This is a genomic window from [Ruminococcus] torques ATCC 27756 (genome assembly GCF_000153925.1).
In the GTDB taxonomy this organism is placed as follows: Bacteria; Bacillota; Clostridia; order Lachnospirales; family Lachnospiraceae; genus Mediterraneibacter; species Mediterraneibacter torques.
The window spans coordinates 367,454-392,459 of the sequence record NZ_DS264345.1; the positions used below are offsets into that span (position 1 = coordinate 367,454).

Here is a 25,006-nt window from a genome sequence, read left to right on the forward strand (position 1 = left end):
TAACAACAGCGAAAAGGTATGGAAGGAGGACAAGAGCTTGAAGATGCAGGAAAAATACAAGCAGTTATTAGAGGCTCTGTTGGAATCCTCAAAAGAATTTTTGAATTCACAAGAACTTGGGGAGTTGGCTGGAATTAGTCAGCGGACAGTAATCCGATATATGAAAGAATTAAAAGAACAATCTTTAAAATATGGATTTTTTATTCATACCGTAAAAGGAAGAGGGTATCGGTTAGAGATTATTGAAGAAGAAAAATTCAGGGATGCGTTGGCGGTTGAAGAAGATGTGGAAGTGACGAAAGTACTTTTTAAATTGTTTTTCGAGCGGACATGTAAGTTGGATGATCTTGCGGAACTTTTGCATTATAGCAGATCAGGTATGTCCAGAATTATAGAAAAAGTAGAGAAAAAGCTGGAAAGAGAAGGGCTCAGACTCTTAAACAAACCGTATGTAGGTTTTTTTATAGGAGGCAGTGAAGTTTATATACGAAACTATTTGTATAAATTGCTGAAGAAAAAGTCATTAGAAGAAACGGAGAAGATTTTTCGTGTTCCAAGAGAAATGCTGGCAAAAGTGAGAAGTGAGATTGATGCGGAGCTTGCGCAAAAATCAGTGCATAAAAGGAAAGAAAATGAACTGTTCTTTTTGAAATACTTACTGATACAAAAGCAAAGGATTGCGATAGGAAAGACGATTAAAACTGACTATTTTGCAAATATCAGTCAGACAGTTCATTTAAATCATGATATGGAAGTTGTTCGTAACATACAAAAGAGAATTGAAACATCAGTGTGTCCGAAATCTGATGAGGAAATAGAAAATATTTATCTTGCTCTTGTTTACAGGCAGGCTTTTTGGCAAAACGGATATGTAGACAGCATTAATGAAAAAAATCTTCAATTCTATCAGGATATGACAGAAAGAGCATTTCAGAGGATTAAAAATGATTACAAGGTAGATCTGTTTCAGGACGATATTTTAGTAAACGGACTGGTGCTTCATCTGGCATCGAATTTCAGCAGATATCTTTTAGGGATGGAAACAGAAAATCTGTTTTACAATGATGTCTTGGAAAGTTATCCGACAGCGTATTACTATGCGATGGAAGTGGCAGAAGAAATTTCGGTATGGACGAAGCTTTCATTAAGTAAATATGAAATCAGTTTTTTGGGCATGCATTTTGCATCTTATTTGGAGAGAAGTCTAAAGTCGAAAAAGTGGAAATGTGCGATTATTTATGGAAGCGGAATCGGATCGGCAAAATTATTGGAAAGCAGACTGCATAATAAATATCCACATCTCGAAGTAATAGGAACAGGCCTTTTGGAAGAGGCGGGAAAAAAAGCGGAAGAAGCAGACTTTTTTATTACGACATTTCCGGTAGAAGAGCCTGAAATTATGGGAAAACCGTGGGTGAGGCTGTCGCCGATGTTGGATATTAAAGAACAGATTGCATTGGAACAGCTTGTCGGAAATTTAGCGCGTCACCGGAAGTGGAGATATGAGAGCGTCTCAAAAATGTATTTGTATATTGATCAATATATGGAAAAAATCGAGCTGTTGAATTATTTATGTGACTTATGCAGAGAAAAAAGATTTATTACGGAACAAGAAGCAGAGGGAATTGTAGGACGCGAAAATTTGGTATCAACAGAAATAGTGGAAGGAATCGCAATGCCTCACGGTTTGATCGAAGGAAGCAGCTTTCTTGTGTTTGCATTATTGAAAGAACCGATTATTTGGGGGAGAACATCGGTAAAGTTAGTTGTTATGGGATGTTTTCAGCGGGGAGATGAGCGTATGAAAGAAGAATTAGAATATATATTTCATCTCTTTTTGAACTTAGAAGATAAGAACAGATTGTTGTCCTGTAAATCGGCGGAAGAGATAGAACGCTGTATGGAGGTGTATTATGGCAAATAGATTGAAAAAGATGCTGACGGAAGAAATGGTACGGTTAGATCCGCCGCTTTTGTCTACACCGGAAGAAGTGATCGAATATTGTGGGAATATTCTTGTAGAAAATAAAAAAGCAAAAGCAGGTTATGTAAAAGAAATGATCGATTCTTATCAAAGGTTCGGACCGTACATGGTAATGGCTCCGGGATTGGCATTGCCGCACGCAAGACCGGGCGGAAATGTAAAAGAACCGTGTATTAGTTTTGTGAAGTTAAAAGAACCGGTTTGTTTTCATCATCCGTGTAATGATCCTGTTTGGGTTGTGTTCGCGCTCGGAGGGGTGTCAGATGATGGGCATATTGAGCTTTTGCAGGATTTGAGTTCTTTGCTGGCAGGTGAACGGATGATTGAAAAACTGGCAGCCTTGAATACATATGAGGAACTGGAAAAATTAATGGAAAAGGAGGCGAGAAGATGAAAGTTGTAACAGTGTGCGGAATGGGGTTTGGAACAAGTCTTATGTTGTTGATGTCAGTGAAAGAAAGTGGAAGAAAGTATGGGATTACAGTAGAAGGTGAGGCAACAGATCTAGGTTCTTATAAAGGAAAAAGCTGCGATTTGATTGTGGCATCGTCAGAGATTGCAAAACAGATCGAAGCAGATGTTCCGGTGTTGGCAATTACAAATCTCTTAGATAAAGCGGAAATCGAAGAAAAGATCAGACCATATTTGAATAAGTAAGGAGGCGGTATATTATGGTGAATTTTTTTGTTAAATTTTTAAGTGAGCCTACAGTTGTATTAGGATTAGTGGCGATGATCGGTCTTATTGCAATGAAAAACAGACCGTCAACCGTGATTCAGGGAACGATGAAAACAATGTTGGGTTTTCTTATCTTGAGCGCCGGATCAAGTTTGATCGCATCTGCGCTGACACCGTTTAGCACAATGTTCAATGCAGCATTTGGAATGTCAGGTGTTGTTCCGGAAGATAACGCATTAGTAGCGGCAGTTCAGACAGTGCTTGGATTTGAAACGCCTATGATTATGCTTTTATCGTTTGTGATTAATATTATTCTGGCGAGAATTACTCCGTTTAAGTACATTTTTCTGACAGGGCATATGATGTTTTCGTTTGCGGGAACTATGGCGATCGTGTTGGATCAGATGGGGATTAACGGATGGATGGCAGTTGCCATAGGTTCTGTTGTCCAGGGAATTTGTATGGTCGTATTTCCTGCAATCGCTCAGCCTTATACAAGGAAAATTTTAAAGACGGATGAAGTTGCATTTGGATTTTGGGGAAGTTCCCTGATTGTTTTTAGTGGATTTGTAGGTCGGCTGGTCAGAAAGAAAAATCGTGATGAAGAAACAGATACATGGGAAAAAGTGAAAGTATCGAATAAACTGGACTTTTTAAAAGATATGTCGATTCTTATGAGTATCGTCATGATAGTAGTTTATATTTTCACGGCTTTGATGGCAGGAACAGAGGTTGTTTCAGAATTGGCGGGAGGACAAAATATAATAGTATATGCTGTTATTCAGGCAATGACATTTGTAGCGGGAGTACTCGTACTTCTTCAAGGTGTCAGAATGTTTCTGGGTGAGATTATCCCGGCGTTTAAAGGAATCAGCGAGAAGCTTATCCCCGGTGCAAGACCTGCTTTAGATGTTCCGATCTTTTATGCAAGCGGTCCGGTTGCTACAACAGTCGGTTTCCTCTGCGCGATGGTAGGCGGGATTCTTGCAACTTTGATTTCAACTCAGTTGAAAGTTGTCGTATTACCGGGAGTGATCGGATTGTTTTTCATGGGAGGCGCTGCCGGAGTATTTGGAGATAAATTAGGAGGAAAAAGAGGATGCGTCGTTGCTTCATTTCTGTTAGGATTTTTATTTACGTTGATAGTTGCGTTGGCATACCCGTTAATTGATGTGACAGGATATGGAGTGGAAGGTCTGTGGTTTGCATCAACAGATGCAATTCTGGTAAGTGTATTTATGCGTTTAATAGGAATGATTGCAGGAGTTTAAAAGAAAAGCGGAAAAATGAAGAAAGGCGGTATGAGAATGAAATTTGCAAGAACAGTTTGCGGAGATATTCAGGCAGAGGAGATGGGATTTACATACCCACATGAACATTTGTATGCAGTTCCGCCGACATGTCAGAAAGACAGGGATTTGGAAGTGAGCGATTATGAAGGCAGCGTAGCAGAATTAAAGCTGTTTAAGTCTGTAGGCGGACAGACATTAGTAGAGGCGTCTACGTTAGATTATGGGCGCAATCTGTCTCTTTTAAAAAAAATGTCTGAAGAGACAGGAGTTCATGTCATTGCAACGACCGGATTTAACAAACATATTTACTATCCGAATTGGGTAGAAGAAAAAAGTACAGAAGAAATTTCCGATATTCTCGCAGACGATATTTTGGAAGGGAGAGACGGAATCAGAGCAGGATTCATAAAAATAGGAACATATTACAATATGATCCATCCACTTGAAGAAAAGACGGCAGTTGCTGCGGCACAGGCGCAGAAAAGGTGTGGAGCGCCGATCTGGGGACATACAGAAGCAGGAACAATGGGAATGGAATTGTTAGATATTCTTGCTCGGGAAAATGTAGATTTTTCCACTGTTGCTTTAGGGCATTTAGATCGAAATCCGGATGAATATTATTTGTTAAAACTTGCTGACCGGGGAATCTATATTCAATTTGATGGACCGGGAAAGGTAAAATACTATCCTGACAGTATCAGAGTTGCATTAATTAAGTCATTGATATCTCACGGATATGCTGATCAGCTTCTTATTTCGGGAGATATGGGGAGAGCCTCTTATCTGGAAGGATACGGAGGAGGTCCGGGATTTCGATATATCAAGACAAAATTTATTCCAAGACTTCTGGACGAAGGGGTGGATGAGGACGTGATTCATAAAATTTTTGTTGAAAATCCAAAGCGATGGCTGGCAGTTTATTAGGGAGAAAATGATGTTAGAAAGTGCAAGACTTGTCTCGATTATTCGGGAAGTGGAAGAAAAAGAAATTATTTCGATCATAGAAGGCCTTGTGGAAGAAGGGATCAGATGGTTTGAGATTTCGCTAAGTGACGGAGAAAACGGCATGAAGTGTATCCGAACAAGCAGAAAGTATTTTGAAGGTCGGGATGTTTATATCGGTGCAGGAACAGTTAAGAAAAAAGAGGAAATTGATGTACTTTCAGATATGGGAGTGCCGTATATTCTGACTCCCGGATTTGATGAGCAGATTGTTCGATATGCATTGGAAAAGAAGATAGAAGTTTTACCCGGAGTGCTGACACCGTCTGAAGTTCAGGCAGCGGTAAATTGTGGAATCCATCTTGCAAAATTATTTCCTGCCGATGCGTTTTCCGATCGTTATATTAAAGCGTTAAAAGGTCCTTTCCCGGAGATGGATTATGTGGCGGTTGGCGGGGTAACACCGGAAAATGCAGTGAATTTCTATAGATTAGGATATAAAGGTGTGGCGGCCGGAAGTAATCTTGTTCCGAAACATGCAAAGAGGAGTGATTTGAAAAAGATCAGAGAAACAGCGCGAAAGTATGTGGAGGTGTCCCAAATATGAGCAATCAAGTAAAAGATATGACATGGCGGGAAGTGCAGGAGCGGTTACGTGAGTTTCCGGTAGTAATCGTTCCTATTGGATCAACGGAACAGCATGGGTATCATCTTCCTATTGGAACAGATGTTTATTTGGCGGAAGCATTGGCTGAAAAGACAGCAGAAAAAACGGGAGCGCTTGTGTATCCAAGTATTCATTTTGGGTATTCTTGGAGTTGGCGTGACAGAATCGGAACTGTAACGATCCGACAGGATATTCTTCGGGAAATATTGAAAGATGTTGTTCGTTCTGTAGAAAGATACGGGGTAAAAATTCTTATTTTTATGAACGGACATGAGGCGAACAGGTCGGTGATAAAATATGCGATACGGGAAATACAAGATGAAACAGATGTGAAAGTGTTGGGGATGTTTTATCCGGGAATGGAAGAAATTTATGATAAATATATGGAAACTCCGACATGGGGAGGAATGTTTCATGCCTGCGAGTTTGAAACGTCACTTATGCTGGCAGTAAAGCCGGAGACAGTTCATATGGAGCGGGCAGTGCAGGAATATCCTGTCAGACCGACTACGTACGGAATGGACAACACATCGATCGGAGAGTTGAGCGTTTCGGGAACATACGGAAATCCGGTACCTGCAACAGAAGAAAAAGGAGAGATGATGCTAGAACAGTTTACAGAAAATATATCTGCTGTTATAGAGGAATGTGTGAAGAAACTGGTTAGAGAAGAAACATAGAAAAAAATAATAGAAAGAAATATAAAAATATCGGAAATCGAACCGTAAGCTGAAGTTTAATTCGGAGAGCGTCTCGATTTCCGATATTTTTTGTAAGTGGATATAAGTTAAATACAGATTAATGTATTTGATAACAGAAAAAACTTGCATATTATGCAAGAATGATGTATTATTATGCAAAAAGAATGCATATTCATTTTATTTTTTGTGAAGAAATATTGAGACAGGGCAGGTTTGTGAAAAGCAAACAGCAGAGAGGAGCGAATAGATTATGATAAAAGTTGGAATTATCGGTGCAACAGGATATGCCGGAGGTGAACTGGTCAGAATATTGACAGGGCATAGAGAGGCGGAAATTAAATGGTACGGTTCGAGAAGTTACATAGATAAAAAATATGCGGACGTATATCAAAATATGTTTCAGATCATAGATGCGGTCTGCATGGATGATAATATGGAAGAACTGGCATCACAGGTAGATGTGATTTTTACGGCTACGCCGCAGGGATTATGTGCGTCTCTTGTAAACGAAGAAATTTTGTCAAAGACAAAGATTATAGATTTAAGCGCGGATTTCCGTCTGAAAGACGTAAAAATATACGAGGAATGGTATAAGCTCGAACATAAATCCCCACAGTTTATTGAAGAAGCGGTGTACGGATTATGTGAAGTTAATCGGGAAGATGTGAAGAAGGCCCGTCTCGTGGCGAATCCGGGATGCTATACGACTTGTTCCATTTTGACGGCATATCCGTTGGCAAAAGAAGGGCTGATCGATATGGACACCTTGATCATCGATGCAAAATCAGGAACGTCAGGAGCGGGAAGAGGAGCAAAACTGCCGAATCTTTACTGCGAAGTGAATGAAAATATTAAAGCATACGGAGTGGCGACACACAGACATACGCCCGAAATCGAAGAACAGCTTGGATACGCATCCGGGAAAAAAGTCGTTCTTAATTTTACGCCGCATTTAGTTCCGATGAACAGAGGAATTTTAGTTACAGAGTATGCAAAACTTACGAAAGAAGTAAGCTATGAAGACGTAAAGGCTGTATATGATAAATATTATGGCGGTGAAAAATTTGTGCGTGTGCTTCAAAAAGACGTATGCCCTGAAACGAAATGGGTGGAAGGAAGTAATTATGTCGATATCGGGTTTAAGATCGATCCACGGACAAATCGGATTATTATGATGGGAGCGATCGATAATCTGGTTAAAGGAGCGGCAGGACAGGCGGTTCAGAATATGAATCTGATGTTCGGACTTCCGGAAAGTGAAGGCCTTGAGCTTGTTCCGATGTTTCCTTAAGATGTATATCGTGCAAAAAGCAGCAGGGCAGAAAGTAAAACCAAACGGGAAAAAACAGAGGAGATGATGCAGTATGGTACGGATCATGACGATAGAAGATTATGAGGGGGTATATGCCCTTTGGAAAAAAATAAAAGGATTTGGTATCCGAAGTATCGATGATTCAAAAGAAGGAGTGGCGCGCTTTTTGAAACGAAACCCGACGACAAGTGTCGTGGCAGAAAAAGACGGTCGCATTGTCGGAAGTATTTTGTGCGGTCACGACGGAAGACGGGGGTGTTTGTATCATGTCTGTGTAGATGAAGATTACAGACGTCACGGAATCGGAAAAAGGATGGTTGTTTTTGCGATGAAAGCGCTGAAAGAAGAAAAGATTAATAAAGTATCTTTGATCGCATTTACGGAAAATGATATTGGAAATGCATTTTGGAATACAATCGGATGGACGGAGCGTCTGGATCTGAATTATTATGATTTTACGTTAAATGAAGAAAATATAACTGCATTTAACGGTCAATAGTCTGTTTGAATAAAGTTATCATATGAGAGTTATACAAAAAACAGAGCTGTACAGATCGGCAGCTCTGTTTTTTGTATAGACATCTTTATTCGTGGATTTTGATTCCTTCAAAAAACGCTTCATAAGGGACATTGTAGATTGTTTTTAAGCATACAAGATCTGTAACTTTAAGATTTCGTTTTCCGCGTTCAATATTTGCATAAGCAGCCCGGTGAATAAAAGTTCCCATCTCATTCATTGCATCGGTTAACTGTTGTTGTGTATATTCATGGGATGTTCTTAAGAGTGCGAGATTATCGGTGAAAGTAGGATGTCTAAGTAACATAGTTATCGAAGTTCGTGGAAGTGTGGCAGGAGAAAGACCGACAAAGAAATCAGAGTAAGGAATACGATAGATATTTTTTAAAATAACTAAGTCAAAAACTTTGATATTGCCGGAACCGGATTCAATGAATTTATAAACTTCACGAGTAATAGTACTCCCGCGTATTTGCATCTGGATAACTAATTTTTCTTGAGAAAAATGATGCTTATATCGTAAATACTTTAGTGTGGACGCAAAAATTTGTTTTGGATTTTGCATATAGCGTCTCCTTTCGAGTGGTAGTTTGCTGAGTTTTTAGCGAAATTTTGGCAATAGATAGTTACATTTTCTCTTGAGTCTATAGGTTTGTTATGCTAATATTGGTAATGTCTAGTTACTATATGGGATTGACAGATAAAATATTCCGAAAAGTAACTTTTTCTGAGGGGCAAAAAGGAAGCGGCTTTTTGTTTTTGCAACGACGACGAGCTAAAGTCCGGATTTGTCCGAGAACTTGGAAGCCGCCTGCAATCCAAGAATGCGTCTTTTGGCACTTTGGGTGAGTGGAACAGAGGGAGAGGAAAAGAGGCGATGTGAAGGGAAATTCTCACTAATATCTTCTGCTTTTCACAGCAGTATAGTAGAAAGGAGTTGGGATGCGATGAGCAGAACAATAGAGAAGATGGGGAGAGGAGTAGATAATGAATAAAATAAAAAGGGGCGTGTCACTGTTATTATGCAGTTTGCTATTTGGTTCTGCCGTAACATTGGGGAATGTGGCCGATGTACAGGCAGGCAAACAGATAAAGACAGAGACAAAACAAACAATAAATAATACGAAAACAAAGAAGAAAGTTTCCGACGATCAGACATCAGGTAAGACAGGGCGGAATGAGGAAAATAAAGCAGGGGAAGGAGCGCAGACTGATATTGCTGAATCAAAAGTAACTTTTTTTGTGTTGCCTGTTTATACACAAGGAACTACGGCAATCAGTATAGACAGAGATATAGGCATCGGGCAGATTATGGACGTTGGTTTTACAGATCGTAATTTTGCCGTTGCAGTTTATGATTCTTTGTTTGAAGCAGGATGGATGGGAACACCGGGGCAAAGCGTGAAAGAAGTTTTAGGGTCTTTTACGGGGATGATAAAAGCAGACGGATATGCAAGGAAAGTAACATATATAGCATCTGCACAGATGGCTACGTTTATTCCATCGTTTGAAATTAAGGATATATCAAAAGAATTTAATACGCAGGAAGAGGCAAACAAGTATCTGGAGTCATTAGTGGATGAGCCCGGAGCTGTGCAATATGCAAATAAGAAAGTTGAGAAAAAAACAGAACAGTTAGACACTCAGAAGCCGGAGAATGAATTGATCAAAAGTATCGAAGGAATCGAGTGGCTTAGAAAAGCCGGAATGATCGACTTAGAGAACAATGCCATTTCGGATTTGTCGCCTTTATCAATAAATTATTTGGAATCATTAGGTTCTGCGGAAGGATTGACCGATATTGATGAAGGAAAAAAGTGGTTTGGAGAGCAGCTTAGAAATACACATCTTAATATATCTTTAAATCCGGTGCGAAAATATCCGGTAATAGCCGGAGGGCGTTTGATCATAAAGCAAACGCTCGACCAGGCGTTTAAATTAGGAGCAGATCCGGTAATTTTGATCAAACCGGAAGATAATTCAGATGAAAATATAAAGAATATAAATCTGTCAATTCCTTATATTGAACGCGGTGGACTTCGTATTGAAATATTAAAAGACCAAGATGCTACGATGATTCAGTCTACCAATATCGATGGCGCTTATTTGGACTATGATAAACTGACAGATGAAATATTTCCGGTGCGTAATGTTTCGTCAAGTGGATATGTGAGATGCGGTTTGGGAACAGATAATGTGTTGTGGTATTATGGCACGGCGGAAAATGCGGAAACAGATATGTCGACGATCGGAAGTTCAAGCATGAAATTTTTAATTAATCATATGATCCGTATTTATGTAAAAGTAAAACCGGAACCCGCAGAAACAAAGCTTACTTTGACAAAAACGGTAGCAGGCACCGACGAAGGAAGATTCAGACCTGTAAAAGATGCAAAATTTAAGCTGTATAAAGCCGTTCGGGACGAGGAAGGCAATTTTGTAAAAGGAGAGCTGTATCAGCCGGATGAGTATATAACAGATGAAGAGGGAAAGATAAATTTTAGTACGGAGATTCCGAACGGAGACTATTGTTTTGCAGAAACAGAAGCTCCGGAAGGTTTTGAGTTAAACAGTGATCCTGTCTTTTTCTCGGTTGGGGGCGGTGAAATGGAAATCACAGGCGGAGAACAGACGGTAACGCCTACAGAAGGAGAATCCACATCAGCCGGGGAAAACAGTACATATATCGATCGATATTCGCCGGATGTAAATATTAAAGTTACTCCGGGAACAGGGATGGTGTTAGATCAGATCATTGTAACGTATTTTGACCGGAAAACGCAGAAGAATACCGGGAAGACCTTTACAAATGAGACGGGAGAAGCGGCAAAAAACGCCGCTGAGTTTATTAACAAAGGAAAAGGTGATGAAAAAGAGGCCGGGGTGATTGACGGTACGGTAACAGTTCAACCGATTTACAGATTGAAGGCGAATCTTACAGTCGGAAATGACAGAGAAAAAACGGACTTTGTTTTTAAAAAGGTAAGCGCAGAAGATCAAACTGTGATGGAAGGAGTTCGGTTTAAACTAACATGTAATCATAAACATGATAAAAAGTGCAAAGGCTTGATTTCACCGGAGTCTTGTACACATGCACATAACGATAAGACGGGATTTGTGGATGAACAAGGATGTACATGGAGCGCGGAAGAGGTAAGCAAGGCTGATGGAATCGTGAAGTTTTCAGAACTTGTATCCGGCGAATACATATTATCAGAAGAGGCGACATTGGATGGATTCATTTTGCCGGAAGGAACATGGACAGTAACCGTCGATGCACATAAAGATGAAGTTAAAGTAGAAAAAACAGAAAAAGACGATTCCACAGTTCCGCAGTTCGAAAAAAAAGATGGAATTCTTCAAGTGGAAAATGAACCTACAGTCCCGTTTTCCTTCATAAAAGTAGATGAAAAAACAGGAAATGAGCTTGCGGGCGCGGAATTTACCCTTTATCAGGGTGATGAGAACGATGCCGACAAATGGAGCATTGTAGGAGGTCCGGTTGTATCATCAGAAGAAGGAATTGTTGATTTCGGTCGGTTGAAACAAGGGGAATATTTTCTTAAAGAGACAAAAGCTCCGAAAGGATATTTGAAACCGACGGGATATTGGAAGGTGACTATTGCTGTTACAGATGATGCCAGTAAGAAAGTCACTTTTGAAGCAAGAGGCGACGTACCGGCAATCAGTGGAAATCATATAGAAGGATTTAAGGTTTCTAACAGAGAGACAAGCCTCCTTCCGAAGATGGGAGGAAACGGTACGAAGATTTTTGTGTTCAGTGGATTTATGATCATCTGTTGTTCACTTGTATTATATTTTAGATTCAAAAGAAAAGGAGCTTAAAATTATGGGAAAGATTTTGAAATATATGACAACGATAGCTCTGGCAGCAGTAATGTTGTTTGGAACAATGACGACGGCGTTTGCTGTGGAAAATAGCGGACAAGTAGTGGGTAATGACCAGAAAGGTTCTATTACGATTCATAAATATAAGATGCCTGATGCAGAAAATGCGTTTGAATCAAACACAGAAAACGGCGGTATTGAAATGGATAGTCTTCCTGAAACGGCAGAACCGCTGGCAAATGTTAAGTTTCAGGTTACAAAAATGGAGCAGGACCAAGCGGGAAAATGGAACGAAACGACAATATCTCGTACGGTAGTTACGAATGAGTCCGGAGAAGCAGTTTTGGAAGATCTTCCGTTGGGCAGATACAAAGTAGAAGAGTTAGGTTTGGATTCATCCGATGGAAGTGATGCGGTTCTTCCGAATGAGAAAGATGATGCGATGGTAGGAAAAGCATTTTATGTTGATGTTCCGATGACGCAGGCAGACGGTCAGACACTTAATTATAATGTACATGTATATCCAAAGAATGAAGTGCTGTCTATTGAAAAGGATGTTACATATGCAGGAAATAAGCATGATTCTTTTGATATGCAAGAGAATCAGACGTGGATTATCCATACGGCGATTCCGGGTAATATTGCATTGACAAATGATAACGGCAGCTATGATACCGCAAAATTATACAAAGTGACAGATAAAATCGATTCTCAGCTTACATATAAAGGGAACATTGTTGTTAAAGCGGTAGATAAGGATTATAAAACGGTAATAGATGAGTTAGAAAAAGATACGGATTATTCAGTGGAAGAGCCGGCAGAAGGAAATGAGAATACATTGATAATAAGTCTGACCGATGCGGGAAAAATAAAATTGAAAAAAGCGATTAATAATCCGGATGCTCAGGCTGCATTTCTTCAGATCCGTTTTGATACGATGATCAATAAAACGGCAAAAACAGGGGAAGCAATTTATAATGACGCAGATTTGAAATTTACAACTGCAAAGGGTACGGCTGTTGATGTAAGCGTGCCTGAAAACGAGCGGCCGGAAGTACATACCGGAAAGATTGCCATTAAAAAGGTTGGGGAAAAGGCAGACGGAACACCTTTAAAAGATGTTGAATTTATGATTTTCGACAGTACGGAAAAAGCACAGGCAGCAGTAAAACTTCTCCAAAATAATAAGGCGGGAGAAATTACAGGAGCTTTGAAGGTATATGATCCGAATCAAAAGGAATTTACTACAGTTGTAAAGACGAACGATAAGGGCGTTGCAGAGTTTAGAGGTCTTGCATATTATACAAATAAGGCGAATGAAGAAAATAAAGTTCAAGGTGACGACGCAGCTACCGGAGCAAAGAAGTATTATCTTGTAGAGACAAAAACGGTAAAAGGATATCAGCTTCCGAGTAAATATTTTGAAGTGACAGTGAATCACGATTCATCTACTGCTACGGTTCCAAGCGATACGATCATAAACACAAAACCGAGTAAACTTCCGGCAGCAGGTGGAAATGGAACGATCATTTTTACGGCAGTCGGTCTGACGGTTATGGCAGCGGCGGGCATTATTATTTTTATGTCCAGAAAGAAAAAAGATCGCTGATCAATAGAAAGCAGATTGAAAGACTAAGAAGGAAGAGGGAGGGAGTCTTAGAAGACGAACCTCCCTTTAGGTGATTATGAGCAGAAGTAAAAAGCTAATCGTAACGGCTCTTTTTCTGATCGGAGCATGTATACTGTTGTATCCGGCAGTCAGTAACAAGCTTGCAGAGCGGCACCAGGCAGAGATGATCAGTCGTTATGAGCAGACGGTTGAAGAACTTCCGAAGACAGATATGAAATCAGAGTGGGAAAAGGCTGTAAAGTATAATGAATCTGTTACGGGAATGTCTGTAGAAGATCCGTTTATATTAGGAAGCGGCTCTGTTTTGCCCGGTAATTATAAAGATGTGCTCAATGTAGAAGAAAAAGAAGGAGTGATGGGATATATTGAAATTCCGGCGATCGACGTTATGCTCCCGATCTATCATGGAGTCAGTGAGAGGGTGTTGAGACGGGGCGTCGGACATATGGAAACAACGGCTCTTCCTATAGGCGGAAAAGGTACGCATTCGGTTCTTGCATCCCACAGAGGATTGTCTACTGCAAAATTGTTTACAGATTTGGATCGAATGAAGGAAGGGGATTTGTTTTATATCCATGTATTGGATCATCTTCTTACTTATGAGGTAGATCAGATTTCAGTGATAGAGCCGGAAGATACAGATGCATTGCGTCCGATAGCGGATAAGGAATACATAACGCTCTTAACGTGTACGCCGTACGGGGTAAACAGTCATAGACTGCTTGTCCGGGGAGAAAAAATATGTGATGAAATCGTGAAGGAAAGCGAAGAGAAAGAGTCGGATACGGCGAAAAAAGAGCGGGATATAACGGAGATGATCGCATATGGCGCAGCGGTATTTGCCCTCGTCAGTTTATTCGTTGCTGCAGTGGCGGTGTGTGTAAGGAAAATGAAGAAAAAACGAAGGACAAGGGGCAGAAAGAAAAAAGCCGGGAAGAGAAGTCTAAAAAGGAGAAAAAGATGAAAAGAGTGAGAAAACAAAGAAAACTTTTTATTTTCGGTCTGATTCTTCTTTTGATCGGATGCGGGATTCTGCTTTATCCGCATATTCTTCAGAAATTTTATAAGATAAAGACAGAGAGTATGTTTCGTCAGTTTGAAGAAACGACGGAGAATGTCCGGGATGCGAATCCTGAAAAATATGCCCGGCTTTATGAAGAAATGAAGAACTATAACGAAGAACTTATAAAAAACAATCAGGAAAATCTGGCAGATCCGTATGCATATGCAAACCCGGCAATCCGTTTGGAAGAGTACGGAGTAGAAGATGGAATTGCAGGATATATTAAAATTCCGGTTATGGATCTTGAGCTTCCGTTATATTTGGGCGCTAACGAAGAAAATATGTCAAAAGGAGCTGCTCAGCTTACGGAAACGTCGATGCCGATCGGTGGGAATAATACGAATATGGCGGTTGTCGCACATCGGGGATACAGTTATGCAAAGATGTTTCGTGAGATTGAAAAATTGAAAATCGGGGATGAAATATTTATTACAAACTTCTGGGAAACGATGACTTATAAAGTGGAACGGATAGAGGTGATATCTCCGGATGAGATTGATAAGATCAGAATACAGGAAGGCAAAGATATGGTGACTCTTGTGACTTGTCATCCATATCCTCACAATTATCAGCGGTATTTAGTTTATTGTGAGAGAGTTTGAATCCATGTCCGGTAATTTAAAAATGATTCGTATAGCCCGTAATTCAAAAGATGAAATAGTTGACAAAACAGATTTTATTTCATAATATAATAGCTAATAATATTTGCGTATAGAATTTAGACGGTTAGATGATTTAAAACAATCGTCGACACAGAAAAAGGCGGGGGGAGAACAAAAAACAGAAATACAGACGTTTTGATAAAGAAACGGTTCTTCTTTCATTAAAGTGAAATCGCGGATTGACTTCGCCTCTTTTAAGAGGCGGAGTTTTCTTTTATAGAAGAAACTTTGACAGAACATATAGGGTACAAAAAGGAGAGGACAAAATGAAAGTGATCGATGGCGGAGTAACAGCGGCAAAAGGATTTCAGGCAGCGGCAGCGGCAGCGGGCATCAAGTATAAAGACCGTACCGATATGGCGCTGATCTACAGTGAAAAGCCGTGTAAGGCGGCGGGAACTTTTACAACAAACCTTGTGAAAGCGGCTCCTGTAAAGTGGGATCGCGCGATCGTGGAGTCAAAGCGGAAACCACAGGCAGTGATCGTAAATTCCGGCATTGCAAATGCATGTACCGGAGAAGAGGGAATGAAATATTGTGAAGAAACGGCAAAAGAGGCGGCTTGTGTTCTTGGCGTAGAGGCGGAAAGCGTGCTTGTCGGTTCCACAGGAGTGATTGGTATGCAGCTTCCGATGGACCGGGTGAAATCGGGAATCAAAATGCTGGCAGAGGCAAAGAACAGCAGCAAAGAAAAGGGAACAGAGGCAGCAAAAGCGATCATGACAACGGATACAAAGAAGAAAGAAGCGGCAGTTACCTTTGAGATCGGAGGGAAGACCGTGACGATCGGCGGGATGTCAAAGGGATCGGGAATGATTCATCCAAATATGTGTACAATGTTAGCCTTTCTGATAACGGATGCCGCAATTACAAAAAAAGCGCTTCAGTGTGCGTTAAGTGAAGATGTGGAAGATACTTACAACATGATTTCCGTAGACGGAGATACATCTACAAACGATACGGTTCTTTTGCTGGCTAACGGAATGGCAGATAATAAGAAGATTAAATATGGAACAAAAGAATACGAACAGTTTAAGAAAGCTCTCCATTATGTCAATGAAACGCTTGCAAAAGAGATGGCGGGAGACGGAGAAGGCGCGACGGCGCTTTTTGAAGTAAAAGTCGTAGGCGCGAAGACGAAAGAGCAGGCAAAGGTTTTGTCGAAATCGATCGTCTGCTCAAATTTGACGAAAACGGCAATAGCAGGTCACGATGCGAACTGGGGCAGAATCCTCTGTGCGATGGGATATTCGGGAGCACAGTTTGATCCTGAGAAGGTGGATTTGTTTTTTGAAAGTGCGGCAGGAAAGCTTCAGATCATTGAAAACGGTGTTGCGCTAAATTACAGTGAGGAAAAAGCAACGGAAATTTTATCTGAGCCTAAGGTGACTGCGATCGCCGATCTGAAAGAAGGTGATGCCGCGGCAACGGCATGGGGATGCGATCTGACTCATGAATATATCAGCATTAATGCAGATTACAGAAGCTAGAACATGTCAGTGAAAAAAGAGTTATTTGCAGGATCAAAGATACGAGACAAAAAGATTGGAGAGAGAACATGAATAAAAACATGCAGCAATATCTTGATAAAGCAGAAGTTTTGATTGAAGCTTTGCCGTATATCCAGCGGTTCAACCGAAAGATCATCGTTGTGAAATACGGCGGAAGCGCTATGATCGACGAAGAATTGAAAAAGCGCGTTATTGAGGATGTGACGCTTTTGAAGCTTGTCGGATTTAAGCCGATCATCGTACATGGCGGCGGAAAAGAGATTAGCAAATGGGTTGAAAAAGCCGGTATGGAACCGAAGTTTATCAATGGGCTTCGTGTGACAGACAAAGATACGATGGAATTAGCCGAGATGGTACTTGGAAAAGTAAATAAAAGTCTTGTTCAACTTGTTGAGAGCCTTGGCGTGAGGTCGATCGGTATCAGCGGTAAGGACGGAGCTTTGTTAAAGGTGGCGAAGAAATACTCTGACGGTCAGGATATCGGATATGTAGGAGAAGTTACAGAGGTAAATGAACAGATTATTTACGATCTCCTGGAAAAAGATTTCCTTCCCATCATTTGTCCGGTCGGTATGGATGAAAATTACCATACATATAATATTAATGCAGATGATGCGGCGTGTGCGATCGCGCGCGCGGTGAAAGCGGAAAAATTAGCGTTTTTGACTGATATCGAGGGAGTGTATAAAGATCCGGAAGATCCGTCTACCTTAATCTCGGAACTTTGTGTAAAAGAGGCGGAAAAACTAATGACAGAAGGTTATATCGGAGGGGGAATGCTTCCGAAACTTCAGAACTGTATCGATGCGATCGAAGCAGGTGTTTCAAGAGTGCATATTCTTGACGGAAGGATTCCGCATTGTCTTCTTCTTGAGATTTTCACTAATAAAGGGATCGGAACAGCGATTTTAAATAGTACAGAAAGCAGGTATAATCACGATGAACAGTAAGATACAGGCGGCAGAGGAAAACCTTATTCATGTATATAATCGTTTTCCGATCGCACTTGACCATGGAAAGGGAATGTATCTGTATGATACAGACGGAAAAGAATATCTTGATTTTGCGGCAGGCTTCGCAGTGACAGGGCTTGGGTATGACAATAAAGAATTAAACGAGGCGCTGAAAAAACAAATTGATAAATTATACCATACGTCCAACCTTTATTATCATGAAAGCTGCGGGGAAGCGGCGGAAGCGCTGAATAAAGTCAGCGGAATGGATCGGGTATTTTTTACAAACAGCGGCGGCGAAGCAAATGAAGGGGCTTTAAAAGCAGCGAGACGATATGCATATACAAAAGGATCGGGACGATATGAATTTATCGCTATGGAAAACTCGTTTCACGGCAGATCATTTGGAGCGGTATCGGTTACAGGACATGATTCTTACAGAGAACCTTTTGAGCCGCTTGTTCCGGGGGTAAAGTTTGCAAAATTTAACGATCTTGACAGTGTGAAGTCGCTTGTGAATGAGAAAACGTGTGCGATTATTTTAGAACCGCTTCAGGGAGAGGGCGGCATTCATCTGGCGACACAGGAATTTATGGAAGGGATCAGAAAGCTCTGTGATGAAAACGATATCCTTATGATCTGTGACGAAGTACAGTGCGGCATGGGCAGAACAGGTACGATGTTTGCATGGCAGGGGTACGGAGTAAAGCCGGACATCCTTACGATGGCGAAAGCGATCGGAAACGGCATTCCGGTCGGCGCGTTTGCAATGACGGAAGAGGTTGCCGGATATTCTCTTAAACCGGGAGATCACGGGGCGACATACGGAGGAAATCCGCTTGCGTGCACGGCGGTAAAGACAGTTCTTTCCATTTTTGAGAGAAAAAATATTGTAGGACATGTCAATGAGATAGCTCCATACTTTACAGAAAAATTAGAAGAACTTAAAGCGGAATTTGACTGTGTGACAGAGCGAAGAGGAAAAGGTCTGATGCAGGGTCTTGTGATCACAAAGCCGATCAAAGAGATCAATGATCGTGCGATTGAAGAAGGTCTGCTTATCATACAGGCGCAGGGAAACGTAATCCGTTTTGTTCCTCCGCTGATCGTAGAAAAAGAGCATATCGATCAGATGGTTGAGAAGATGCGCAGAATACTTGCATAAAAGTGTTTCCGTAAAGATATTTCTCCAATGTTTTCATAAGAGAAAATGTTACATAAATAGACAGAATAAGAAACCGGTCGAAGGACATACTAAAGGAAGTTAGAAAAATTGTTTGATCTAAACAGTTCGGAGGTATGTATATGATCGGTTTTTTAATTGCTCTTTTGTCCGGAGCGCTTATGAGTATTCAGGGAGTATTTAACACACAGGTTACGAAGACAACAGGAATGTGGGTCGGAAACGGCTGGGTACAGTTTACGGCTTTTGCGGTTTGTCTTGCGATGTGGTTTTTTACCGGAAGAGATCAGGTTTCACAGCTTATGGAAGTACAGCCGAAATATATGCTGTTAGGCGGTGTGATCGGCGCAGGGATCACATGGACGGTTATAAAAAGTATCGAAGCGTTAGGGCCTGCGCGTTCAGCTCTTCTCATTGTGATCGCACAGCTTACGGTTGCTTATCTGATCCAGCTTTTCGGATTGTTTGGAATGGATCGGGAGCCGTTCTCATGGAGAAAAGCAGGTGGTCTCCTTCTTGCGGTTGCCGGCATAGCAGTTTTTCAATGGAAATAAAAGTAATAAATCTGTAATATATATGTTTTTTTGTAAAGAAAAAGAAAGTTGTCCTTAATAGGTTGACAGAGATGTAACAAGACGTTAATTGTCTATTGTAATTTTAGTAAAAATTCGTTACAATATTAATGTCCGACATAAAGGGGTAATTCTCCCGGCAAAGCTGAGGAGAAGAATATGCAAGACAATCAGAAAAAATACAGAAAAAAATACGCTGTCATGACAGTGTTCTTTCTTATTTCGGCAAGTTTCCTGTTTGGGTGCGGGAACAAAGATTCGGCCGTTCCTGAAACAGAAGAATTTTTATTTTCTGCGGAAGAAGAAAAGTCGGATCATACATCACAAAAGAGCGAAGAGCCAGCAGAGAAGGCAGAAAGAAAAAAGGCGGAAGCGGACAGCGGTACAGTGGAAGAAAATCCGGAGCGTAAAAAAGTATTCGTATATGTTTGCGGAGAAGTTCAGGCTTCGGGCGTATATGAACTGGAACAGGATTCCAGAGTGTTTGAAGCGATTGCGAAAGCGGGCGGGCTGACAGAAAACGCTGCGGCGGAAGCGGTTAATCAGGCGAGGGTTGTCGTTGACGGAGAACAGATTTATGTGCCTTCTTTAGATGAAGTGAAAGGCGCAGGGGTTGTATCGGAAGTGACCGAACGTACGGACGATGGGAAGATAAATATTAATACAGCCGAAAAAGAGGAACTCATGACGCTTACAGGAGTCGGAGAGGCGAAAGCGCAAAGTATAATCGCATATCGGGAAGAACACGGCGGCTTTCAGTCAATCGAAGAATTGATGCAGATTGAGGGAATCAAAGAGGGAGTATTTAATAAAATAAAAGAAGACATAACGATCTGACATAAGAGAGCGGTTTTGTATACCGCAGTGCATAAGGAGTCGAAAAAAGAGGAGTATGGGTAAGAGAATTTTAGTTGTTGATGATGAGAAGCTGATCGTAAAAGGAATCCGCTTCAGCCTCGAGCAGGAAGGCATGGAAGTAGACTGCGCCTATGACGGCGAGGAGGCTTTGGAATACGCAAAGGCATGTGAATATGATCTTGTCCTTTTGGATGTGATGCTGCCGAAACTGGACGGTTTTCAGGTGTGTCAGCAGATTCGGGAATTTTCGGATATGCCGGTTGTGATGCTGACGGCAAAGAGCGAGGATATGGACAAGATACTGGGACTGGAATACGGTGCGGATGATTATATAACGAAACCGTTTAACATTTTAGAGGTGAAGGCGAGGATCAAAGCCATCATGAGGCGGACGTCGAAACGGAAAGAACCGGCAGGCGGACCGGTGCTGATCAAAGGAAGCTTAAAGATTGATTGTGAGAGCAGAAGAGTATTTATCGGAGAGAGAGAGATCAATCTTACGGCAAAAGAATTTGATGTTTTAGAGCTTCTGGCAATGAATCCAAACAAAGTATACAGCAGAGAAAATCTGCTGAATCTGGTGTGGGGATATGATTACCCGGGAGATGCAAGAACAGTAGACGTACATATCCGAAGGCTTCGTGAGAAGATTGAGATGAATCCGAGTGAACCGAAATATGTACATACAAAGTGGGGAGTGGGTTATTATTTCCAAGATTAAATATCAATTTGTATCCAACCGTAAAATTATCGGGAACATGCGTTTTTGTGTGATTCTTTGTACAATGCTGGCAGGGCTGATACCCTGCCTTGCAACACTTTTCGGAATCGTAGCATTTTACGAGTCGCGTGCGGTCGAACTTCGGACTGCGGAAATCCAAAATCAATGTACAATATTAAGCAATCAGCTCTCGGCATACGGATATCTTTCCGATCCGACTTCGGAAGTGATCGATTCTAATCTGACGCAGCTGACGAATATATATAACGGCAGAGTTATGATCATGGATGAAGATCTCTGCGTAATTAAAGATACATATAATCTCGATGAAGGAAAGACGAATGTATCGGAAAGCGTCGTTCGGTGCATGCGCACAAAGCCGACGAACCACTATGATAAAAAGAATCATTATATCGAAGTGACTTCACCGATCAATATCCCGGGGAAAAAGAAGATAGACGGTGTGATTTTAGCAAGTGTCTCTACAGACAGTATTGAAGTTACAAAACAGGTATTTTATACGCATGGAGGTGTCGTAGTAGGAATAGCGGCGATTTTCTTGGCTGTTTTCGGGGTGGCCCTTGCCAATAAACTTGTAAAACCGATTCATAAGATTACAGGGGCGATTGAAAATGTGAGTGAAGGATACAGTGACGATGTGCTGCACGTAGACACGTTTGCGGAGACAAGTCAGCTAAGTGAAGCGTTCAACAAAATGCTCGGCAGACTAAAGCAGCTGGACGACTCCAGAGAAGAGTTTGTCTCAAACGTTTCCCATGAACTGAAAACTCCGATGACATCGATGAAAGTGCTGGCAGATTCGCTTCTTGAGCAGGAAAACCTTCCTGTGGAAATGTACCGTGAATTTATGGAAGATATCGCGAAAGAAATCGACCGGGAAAATCAGATCATAACAGATCTTCTTTCTCTTGTGAAAATGAATCGGACCGGTCAGACGATGAACATTCAGCAGGTGAATATCAACGACTTGCTTGAACAAATATTAAAGAGGCTGAAACCGATCGCGGAAAAGAAAAATGTTGAGATGGTCATGGAAAGTTTCCGTCCGGTGAGCGCAGAGATTGATGAGACGAAATTTACACTTGCCGTTTCAAATCTTGTGGAAAATGCGATTAAATATAATCATGAAAACGGATGGGTTCATGTGTCTTTAAATGCCGATCATAAATATTTTTATTTAAAAGTAGAAGATTCCGGTCTTGGAATCCCTCAGGAAGATCAGGCACATATATTTGAGCGGTTTTACCGGGTAGACAAGTCTCATTCCAGAGAAATCGGCGGAACGGGACTGGGGCTTGCGATCGCCAGAAACGCAGTGATCGTTCACAGAGGATCGATCAAAGTGCATAGTAACGAAGGCGAGGGAACGACATTTACAGTTCGGATTCCGCTGATCTATACAACAGTGCCGGAAGGAGTGGGGAGATGAAAAGGAACAGGAAACTTGCGGTCGTAATATGCATTTGTCTTATTTTGTCCTTGTGTCTGCCGTTTTTCCTTTCAGGCTGCCGGAAGAAGAAAATAGATTCGGAGATGTCAGTCTATTATCTTAATGAAGACAGAACAGGACTTGTTAAAGCGCCCTATGAAACCGGGAAAACGGCAAAAGGCAAGAAGATGACGGACAAAGAAATCTGCGGTATGGCAGAGGATATACTGGAAACGCTTCGGAAACCATCGGATAAAATCGAAAATGTTCCTCCGATTCCGAATGAAGTATCTGTACAAAAATGTGAACTGCGGGGGAGTATATTAGATATCGACTTCAATAAAGCGTATTTAAAAGTAAACAGTCTGGAAGAAAAGCTTATGAGGGCATCTATTGTATGTTCGCTTTCGGAAATTGAAGGGGTCAACGCAGTACTGTTTACGATCGACGGAGAGTCGCTTAAAGACAGTGACGGCAATTCGATCGGACTTATGACAGAAGATGATTTCGTAGAAAACACAGGATCGTCACCGAGCGCCTACCAGACGGTAGAATTAACGCTTTATTTTGCAAATGAAAGCGGAGATAAGCTTGTTCCGCAAAAAGTTTCGGCAAGGTACAGCAGTAATTTGTCGAAAGAGAAAATGATCGTTGAGAAACTGATGCAGGGTCCTGAAAGCGGAGCTTATCCGACGATCAACCCGAATGCAAATCTGTTGGGAGTGACGATCAAAGATGATATTTGTTATGTGAATTTCGATAGTACGTTTCTGAACGGAGAGTATGATATCCTGCCGAAACTTACGATTTATTCAATCGTAAATTCGCTTGTTGAGGGAACAGAGGCGACGCAGGTTCAGATTACGATTAACGGAGAGTCAAAAGCTAAGTATATGGGCACTGTGGATCTTTCACAGCCGCTGAAAGAAAATTTAGAGTTGGTCGCAGCCGATGACAAAAAATGAAAAGACGACCATTATGTATATTTTGCGTACTGTTTCTTACAGTACAGGCGATAAGGGTGCTGTTTTTCGGCGCGGGAGATTACACTTCCGCGCTTGGGCAGATCGTAAACCGAAACAATAAAGGAGAAATCAATCTTATATTGACGGGAACGGCAGATAGGATTGATGAAAAAGAATCTGTAACGGCAGTCCGTGTAAAGGGGAATGCCGTCTCTTTTTATAGTGGCAGCGATCGAAAGATCGCAAGGCAGTCTGTATTCGGAAAAAGCGACGGGCATCGTTCTTCCTATGATTTCAGTCAAGAGCTGCCAAGAAAAATATGGGAAGAGAAAGTGCTTGTTTATCTTGAAAAAGAAGATGCGGCACATATCAAAATCGGAAATAAACTAAAAATAAAAGGAAAGGCGTCTGCATTTGAGACTGCACGTAATCCGGGCAATTTTGATCAGAGAGCTTATTACAAAAGGCAGAAAATAGGCGCATATGTATGGGCGGATGAAGTCGGTATATTATCCGGGCAGACTGAATGCATCAGACAATTCCTGCATGAATTCAGGCAAGGTTGGAAGAAACTCCTTGTAGGGTGTTTGGGCAGTTATTATGGAAACACGATAAGTGCGATCCTTCTCGGAGAAAAAGGAGACCTTGATCCATATATGAAAAAGTTGTATCAGAAAAACGGGATCGGTCATCTGCTGGCCATATCAGGTGTTAAGACTCTAAAGTTGGGTATCCCCCTAGTGCCTGCAACCCGCATAAACTGGGCATTTGTGTCACTACATATCGCTATAATTTACATTCTAAAACTGTGCTTAGACGAGGAAATTATTCCCCGTTGTCGTTTCCCTTGTTCAAGGGGGTATCTCACAAAATGTATAAATTGGCAAAAGAAGCAATAATTCAGCGTAAGTTTAATCTTATGGCAGAAGTCTAAAAAATGGCAAAAGGAGAAGACGAATATGGCATATAAAAAATATAGAGAAATGAAGGTTTATGAAGCAAGTGGATATCAGTACAGGCGGACACCGAGCATTGTGTTGAAAGGAAAATGGCTCTCAGAACTAGGATTTGACATTGGGGAGCAGATTGAAGTGAAGTGCGAGGATGGACGCCTGATTATAACTAAAGCAAACGAAATATGGCAATGCGAATAGGAGCGTTTTATATATTCAAAGCAGAAAGAAAAAGTGCTTGAAACTGTTCGCAATCTCGAATATAATAAGAGTGTTGAATTGTAATTTTTCCTGTCCACGGAGGGCTAAAAATGGATTACTTAACATCAGCAGAAGTAGCAGAAAAATGGAATATATCACAGCGAAGAGTCGCTATATACTGTAAAGAGGGAAGAATTGATGGTGCAGTCTTAAAGGGACGAATGTGGATGATTCCTTCGGATGCAACAAAACCAGAGGATCCTAGGCGCATTCATAAAATAGAACACCAAAAGGGCATGAGATAATATGCGAATAGGAACTCTACGGGTAGATATGCACATT

General features: G+C 41.2%; 25 protein-coding genes. 24 read left to right on the forward strand and 1 reads right to left on the reverse strand.

Going from position 1 to position 25,006, the window contains the following annotated elements:
* Positions 1-43: 43 nt before the first annotated feature.
* The 9 genes from RUMTOR_RS02930 to RUMTOR_RS02970 all read left to right on the forward strand — a co-directional run bounded on the left by RUMTOR_RS02930 (position 44) and on the right by RUMTOR_RS02970 (position 8,075).
* Positions 44-1,924: a BglG family transcription antiterminator gene (locus RUMTOR_RS02930; protein WP_004845587.1), complete on the forward strand. Its 1,881-nt coding sequence runs from the start codon at positions 44-46 to the stop codon at positions 1,922-1,924.
* Positions 1,914-2,378, forward strand: a complete 465-nt coding sequence (locus RUMTOR_RS02935; RefSeq protein ID WP_004845588.1) for a PTS sugar transporter subunit IIA — start codon at positions 1,914-1,916, stop codon at positions 2,376-2,378. Before RUMTOR_RS02930 ends, RUMTOR_RS02935 begins: the two co-directional genes overlap by 11 nt.
* Positions 2,375-2,641, forward strand: coding sequence for a PTS sugar transporter subunit IIB (locus RUMTOR_RS02940; protein ID WP_004845589.1), 267 nt, complete (start codon positions 2,375-2,377; stop codon positions 2,639-2,641). Before RUMTOR_RS02935 ends, RUMTOR_RS02940 begins: the two co-directional genes overlap by 4 nt.
* A gap of 14 nt (positions 2,642-2,655) precedes the next feature.
* The gene (locus RUMTOR_RS02945) at positions 2,656-3,933 is read left to right on the forward strand and encodes a PTS ascorbate transporter subunit IIC (protein WP_004845590.1); all 1,278 of its coding nucleotides are present in this window, start codon (positions 2,656-2,658) and stop codon (positions 3,931-3,933) included.
* A gap of 36 nt (positions 3,934-3,969) precedes the next feature.
* Positions 3,970-4,878, forward strand: a complete 909-nt coding sequence (locus tag RUMTOR_RS02950; protein WP_009242271.1) for a phosphotriesterase family protein — start codon at positions 3,970-3,972, stop codon at positions 4,876-4,878.
* Between the two features lie 7 nt (positions 4,879-4,885).
* Positions 4,886-5,503, forward strand: coding sequence for a bifunctional 4-hydroxy-2-oxoglutarate aldolase/2-dehydro-3-deoxy-phosphogluconate aldolase (locus tag RUMTOR_RS02955; RefSeq protein WP_004845592.1), 618 nt, complete (start codon positions 4,886-4,888; stop codon positions 5,501-5,503).
* Positions 5,500-6,243, forward strand: a complete 744-nt coding sequence (locus tag RUMTOR_RS02960; RefSeq protein ID WP_004845593.1) for a creatininase family protein — start codon at positions 5,500-5,502, stop codon at positions 6,241-6,243. Before RUMTOR_RS02955 ends, RUMTOR_RS02960 begins: the two co-directional genes overlap by 4 nt.
* Before the next feature lie 271 nt (positions 6,244-6,514).
* On the forward strand, positions 6,515-7,555 hold the full coding sequence (gene argC, locus RUMTOR_RS02965) for an N-acetyl-gamma-glutamyl-phosphate reductase (protein WP_004845595.1): 1,041 nt from the start codon (positions 6,515-6,517) through the stop codon (positions 7,553-7,555).
* Positions 7,556-7,628: 73 nt separating this feature from the next.
* The gene (locus RUMTOR_RS02970; RefSeq protein WP_004845596.1) at positions 7,629-8,075 is read left to right on the forward strand and encodes a GNAT family N-acetyltransferase; all 447 of its coding nucleotides are present in this window, start codon (positions 7,629-7,631) and stop codon (positions 8,073-8,075) included.
* Positions 8,076-8,160: 85 nt separating this feature from the next.
* Here the strand turns inward: RUMTOR_RS02970 and RUMTOR_RS02975 are convergent, their stop codons facing one another.
* Positions 8,161-8,658: a helix-turn-helix domain-containing protein gene (locus tag RUMTOR_RS02975; RefSeq protein WP_004845598.1), complete on the reverse strand. Its 498-nt coding sequence runs from the start codon at positions 8,656-8,658 to the stop codon at positions 8,161-8,163.
* 422 nt (positions 8,659-9,080) lie between these two features.
* On the opposite strand from RUMTOR_RS02975, the gene RUMTOR_RS02980 reads away from it, so the two are divergent.
* From RUMTOR_RS02980 to RUMTOR_RS03050, 15 genes are all read left to right on the forward strand, one after another.
* Positions 9,081-11,939 carry a prealbumin-like fold domain-containing protein gene (locus RUMTOR_RS02980; RefSeq protein WP_004845600.1) on the forward strand — a complete coding sequence of 953 codons (2,859 nt, stop codon included), beginning with the start codon at positions 9,081-9,083 and terminating at the stop codon, positions 11,937-11,939.
* A gap of 4 nt (positions 11,940-11,943) precedes the next feature.
* Positions 11,944-13,551: a SpaH/EbpB family LPXTG-anchored major pilin gene (locus RUMTOR_RS02985; protein ID WP_004845601.1), complete on the forward strand. Its 1,608-nt coding sequence runs from the start codon at positions 11,944-11,946 to the stop codon at positions 13,549-13,551.
* Between the two features lie 76 nt (positions 13,552-13,627).
* Complete coding sequence (locus tag RUMTOR_RS02990; RefSeq protein ID WP_004845602.1) at positions 13,628-14,536, forward strand: class C sortase; 909 nt, start codon at positions 13,628-13,630, stop codon at positions 14,534-14,536.
* Entirely contained in the window at positions 14,533-15,237 is a 705-nt protein-coding gene (locus RUMTOR_RS02995; protein ID WP_004845603.1) for a class C sortase, read from the forward strand. Before RUMTOR_RS02990 ends, RUMTOR_RS02995 begins: the two co-directional genes overlap by 4 nt.
* A gap of 326 nt (positions 15,238-15,563) precedes the next feature.
* Positions 15,564-16,787, forward strand: a complete 1,224-nt coding sequence (gene argJ / locus RUMTOR_RS03000) for a bifunctional glutamate N-acetyltransferase/amino-acid acetyltransferase ArgJ (RefSeq protein WP_004845606.1) — start codon at positions 15,564-15,566, stop codon at positions 16,785-16,787.
* 68 nt (positions 16,788-16,855) lie between these two features.
* Positions 16,856-17,758 (forward strand): acetylglutamate kinase, encoded by a 903-nt coding sequence (argB, locus tag RUMTOR_RS03005; RefSeq protein WP_004845607.1) that lies wholly within the window; start codon positions 16,856-16,858, stop codon positions 17,756-17,758.
* The gene (locus RUMTOR_RS03010) at positions 17,748-18,926 is read left to right on the forward strand and encodes an aspartate aminotransferase family protein (protein ID WP_004845608.1); all 1,179 of its coding nucleotides are present in this window, start codon (positions 17,748-17,750) and stop codon (positions 18,924-18,926) included. Before argB ends, RUMTOR_RS03010 begins: the two co-directional genes overlap by 11 nt.
* Before the next feature lie 140 nt (positions 18,927-19,066).
* Positions 19,067-19,498: a DMT family transporter gene (locus tag RUMTOR_RS03015; protein WP_004845609.1), complete on the forward strand. Its 432-nt coding sequence runs from the start codon at positions 19,067-19,069 to the stop codon at positions 19,496-19,498.
* A gap of 177 nt (positions 19,499-19,675) precedes the next feature.
* Complete coding sequence (locus RUMTOR_RS03020; RefSeq protein WP_004845610.1) at positions 19,676-20,353, forward strand: ComEA family DNA-binding protein; 678 nt, start codon at positions 19,676-19,678, stop codon at positions 20,351-20,353.
* Between the two features lie 55 nt (positions 20,354-20,408).
* Positions 20,409-21,095 carry a response regulator transcription factor gene (locus tag RUMTOR_RS03025; protein WP_004845611.1) on the forward strand — a complete coding sequence of 229 codons (687 nt, stop codon included), beginning with the start codon at positions 20,409-20,411 and terminating at the stop codon, positions 21,093-21,095.
* Positions 21,052-22,545 carry a sensor histidine kinase gene (locus RUMTOR_RS03030; RefSeq protein WP_004845612.1) on the forward strand — a complete coding sequence of 498 codons (1,494 nt, stop codon included), beginning with the start codon at positions 21,052-21,054 and terminating at the stop codon, positions 22,543-22,545. Before RUMTOR_RS03025 ends, RUMTOR_RS03030 begins: the two co-directional genes overlap by 44 nt.
* Positions 22,542-23,510: a GerMN domain-containing protein gene (locus RUMTOR_RS03035; RefSeq protein WP_004845613.1), complete on the forward strand. Its 969-nt coding sequence runs from the start codon at positions 22,542-22,544 to the stop codon at positions 23,508-23,510. Before RUMTOR_RS03030 ends, RUMTOR_RS03035 begins: the two co-directional genes overlap by 4 nt.
* Complete coding sequence (locus RUMTOR_RS03040) at positions 23,507-24,409, forward strand: ComEC/Rec2 family competence protein (protein ID WP_004845614.1); 903 nt, start codon at positions 23,507-23,509, stop codon at positions 24,407-24,409. Before RUMTOR_RS03035 ends, RUMTOR_RS03040 begins: the two co-directional genes overlap by 4 nt.
* 60 nt (positions 24,410-24,469) lie before the next feature.
* Complete coding sequence (locus tag RUMTOR_RS03045; protein ID WP_004845615.1) at positions 24,470-24,664, forward strand: SymE family type I addiction module toxin; 195 nt, start codon at positions 24,470-24,472, stop codon at positions 24,662-24,664.
* A 110-nt stretch (positions 24,665-24,774) separates the two neighbouring features.
* A complete protein-coding gene (locus RUMTOR_RS03050; RefSeq protein WP_004845616.1) occupies positions 24,775-24,969 on the forward strand; it encodes a helix-turn-helix domain-containing protein in 195 nt (64 codons plus the stop codon).
* Positions 24,970-25,006 lie beyond the last annotated feature (37 nt).

Bases quoted from the DNA above. Each gene is read 5' to 3' on its own strand.
- RUMTOR_RS02930 (WP_004845587.1), top strand. From the start codon at position 44: ATGCAGGAAAAATACAAGCAGTTATTAGAGGCTCTGTTGGAATCCTCA.
- RUMTOR_RS02935 (WP_004845588.1), top strand. From the start codon at position 1,914: ATGGCAAATAGATTGAAAAAGATGCTGACGGAAGAAATGGTACGGTTA.
- RUMTOR_RS02940 (WP_004845589.1), top strand. From the start codon at position 2,375: ATGAAAGTTGTAACAGTGTGCGGAATGGGGTTTGGAACAAGTCTTATG.
- RUMTOR_RS02945 (WP_004845590.1), top strand. From the start codon at position 2,656: ATGGTGAATTTTTTTGTTAAATTTTTAAGTGAGCCTACAGTTGTATTA.
- RUMTOR_RS02950 (WP_009242271.1), top strand. From the start codon at position 3,970: ATGAAATTTGCAAGAACAGTTTGCGGAGATATTCAGGCAGAGGAGATG.
- RUMTOR_RS02955 (WP_004845592.1), top strand. From the start codon at position 4,886: ATGATGTTAGAAAGTGCAAGACTTGTCTCGATTATTCGGGAAGTGGAA.
- RUMTOR_RS02960 (WP_004845593.1), top strand. From the start codon at position 5,500: ATGAGCAATCAAGTAAAAGATATGACATGGCGGGAAGTGCAGGAGCGG.
- argC (WP_004845595.1), top strand. From the start codon at position 6,515: ATGATAAAAGTTGGAATTATCGGTGCAACAGGATATGCCGGAGGTGAA.
- RUMTOR_RS02970 (WP_004845596.1), top strand. From the start codon at position 7,629: ATGGTACGGATCATGACGATAGAAGATTATGAGGGGGTATATGCCCTT.
- RUMTOR_RS02975 (WP_004845598.1), bottom strand. From the start codon at position 8,658: ATGCAAAATCCAAAACAAATTTTTGCGTCCACACTAAAGTATTTACGA.
- RUMTOR_RS02980 (WP_004845600.1), top strand. From the start codon at position 9,081: ATGAATAAAATAAAAAGGGGCGTGTCACTGTTATTATGCAGTTTGCTA.
- RUMTOR_RS02985 (WP_004845601.1), top strand. From the start codon at position 11,944: ATGGGAAAGATTTTGAAATATATGACAACGATAGCTCTGGCAGCAGTA.
- RUMTOR_RS02990 (WP_004845602.1), top strand. From the start codon at position 13,628: ATGAGCAGAAGTAAAAAGCTAATCGTAACGGCTCTTTTTCTGATCGGA.
- RUMTOR_RS02995 (WP_004845603.1), top strand. From the start codon at position 14,533: ATGAAAAGAGTGAGAAAACAAAGAAAACTTTTTATTTTCGGTCTGATT.
- argJ (WP_004845606.1), top strand. From the start codon at position 15,564: ATGAAAGTGATCGATGGCGGAGTAACAGCGGCAAAAGGATTTCAGGCA.
- argB (WP_004845607.1), top strand. From the start codon at position 16,856: ATGAATAAAAACATGCAGCAATATCTTGATAAAGCAGAAGTTTTGATT.
- RUMTOR_RS03010 (WP_004845608.1), top strand. From the start codon at position 17,748: ATGAACAGTAAGATACAGGCGGCAGAGGAAAACCTTATTCATGTATAT.
- RUMTOR_RS03015 (WP_004845609.1), top strand. From the start codon at position 19,067: ATGATCGGTTTTTTAATTGCTCTTTTGTCCGGAGCGCTTATGAGTATT.
- RUMTOR_RS03020 (WP_004845610.1), top strand. From the start codon at position 19,676: ATGCAAGACAATCAGAAAAAATACAGAAAAAAATACGCTGTCATGACA.
- RUMTOR_RS03025 (WP_004845611.1), top strand. From the start codon at position 20,409: ATGGGTAAGAGAATTTTAGTTGTTGATGATGAGAAGCTGATCGTAAAA.
- RUMTOR_RS03030 (WP_004845612.1), top strand. From the start codon at position 21,052: ATGTACATACAAAGTGGGGAGTGGGTTATTATTTCCAAGATTAAATAT.
- RUMTOR_RS03035 (WP_004845613.1), top strand. From the start codon at position 22,542: ATGAAAAGGAACAGGAAACTTGCGGTCGTAATATGCATTTGTCTTATT.
- RUMTOR_RS03040 (WP_004845614.1), top strand. From the start codon at position 23,507: ATGAAAAGACGACCATTATGTATATTTTGCGTACTGTTTCTTACAGTA.
- RUMTOR_RS03045 (WP_004845615.1), top strand. From the start codon at position 24,470: ATGGCATATAAAAAATATAGAGAAATGAAGGTTTATGAAGCAAGTGGA.
- RUMTOR_RS03050 (WP_004845616.1), top strand. From the start codon at position 24,775: ATGGATTACTTAACATCAGCAGAAGTAGCAGAAAAATGGAATATATCA.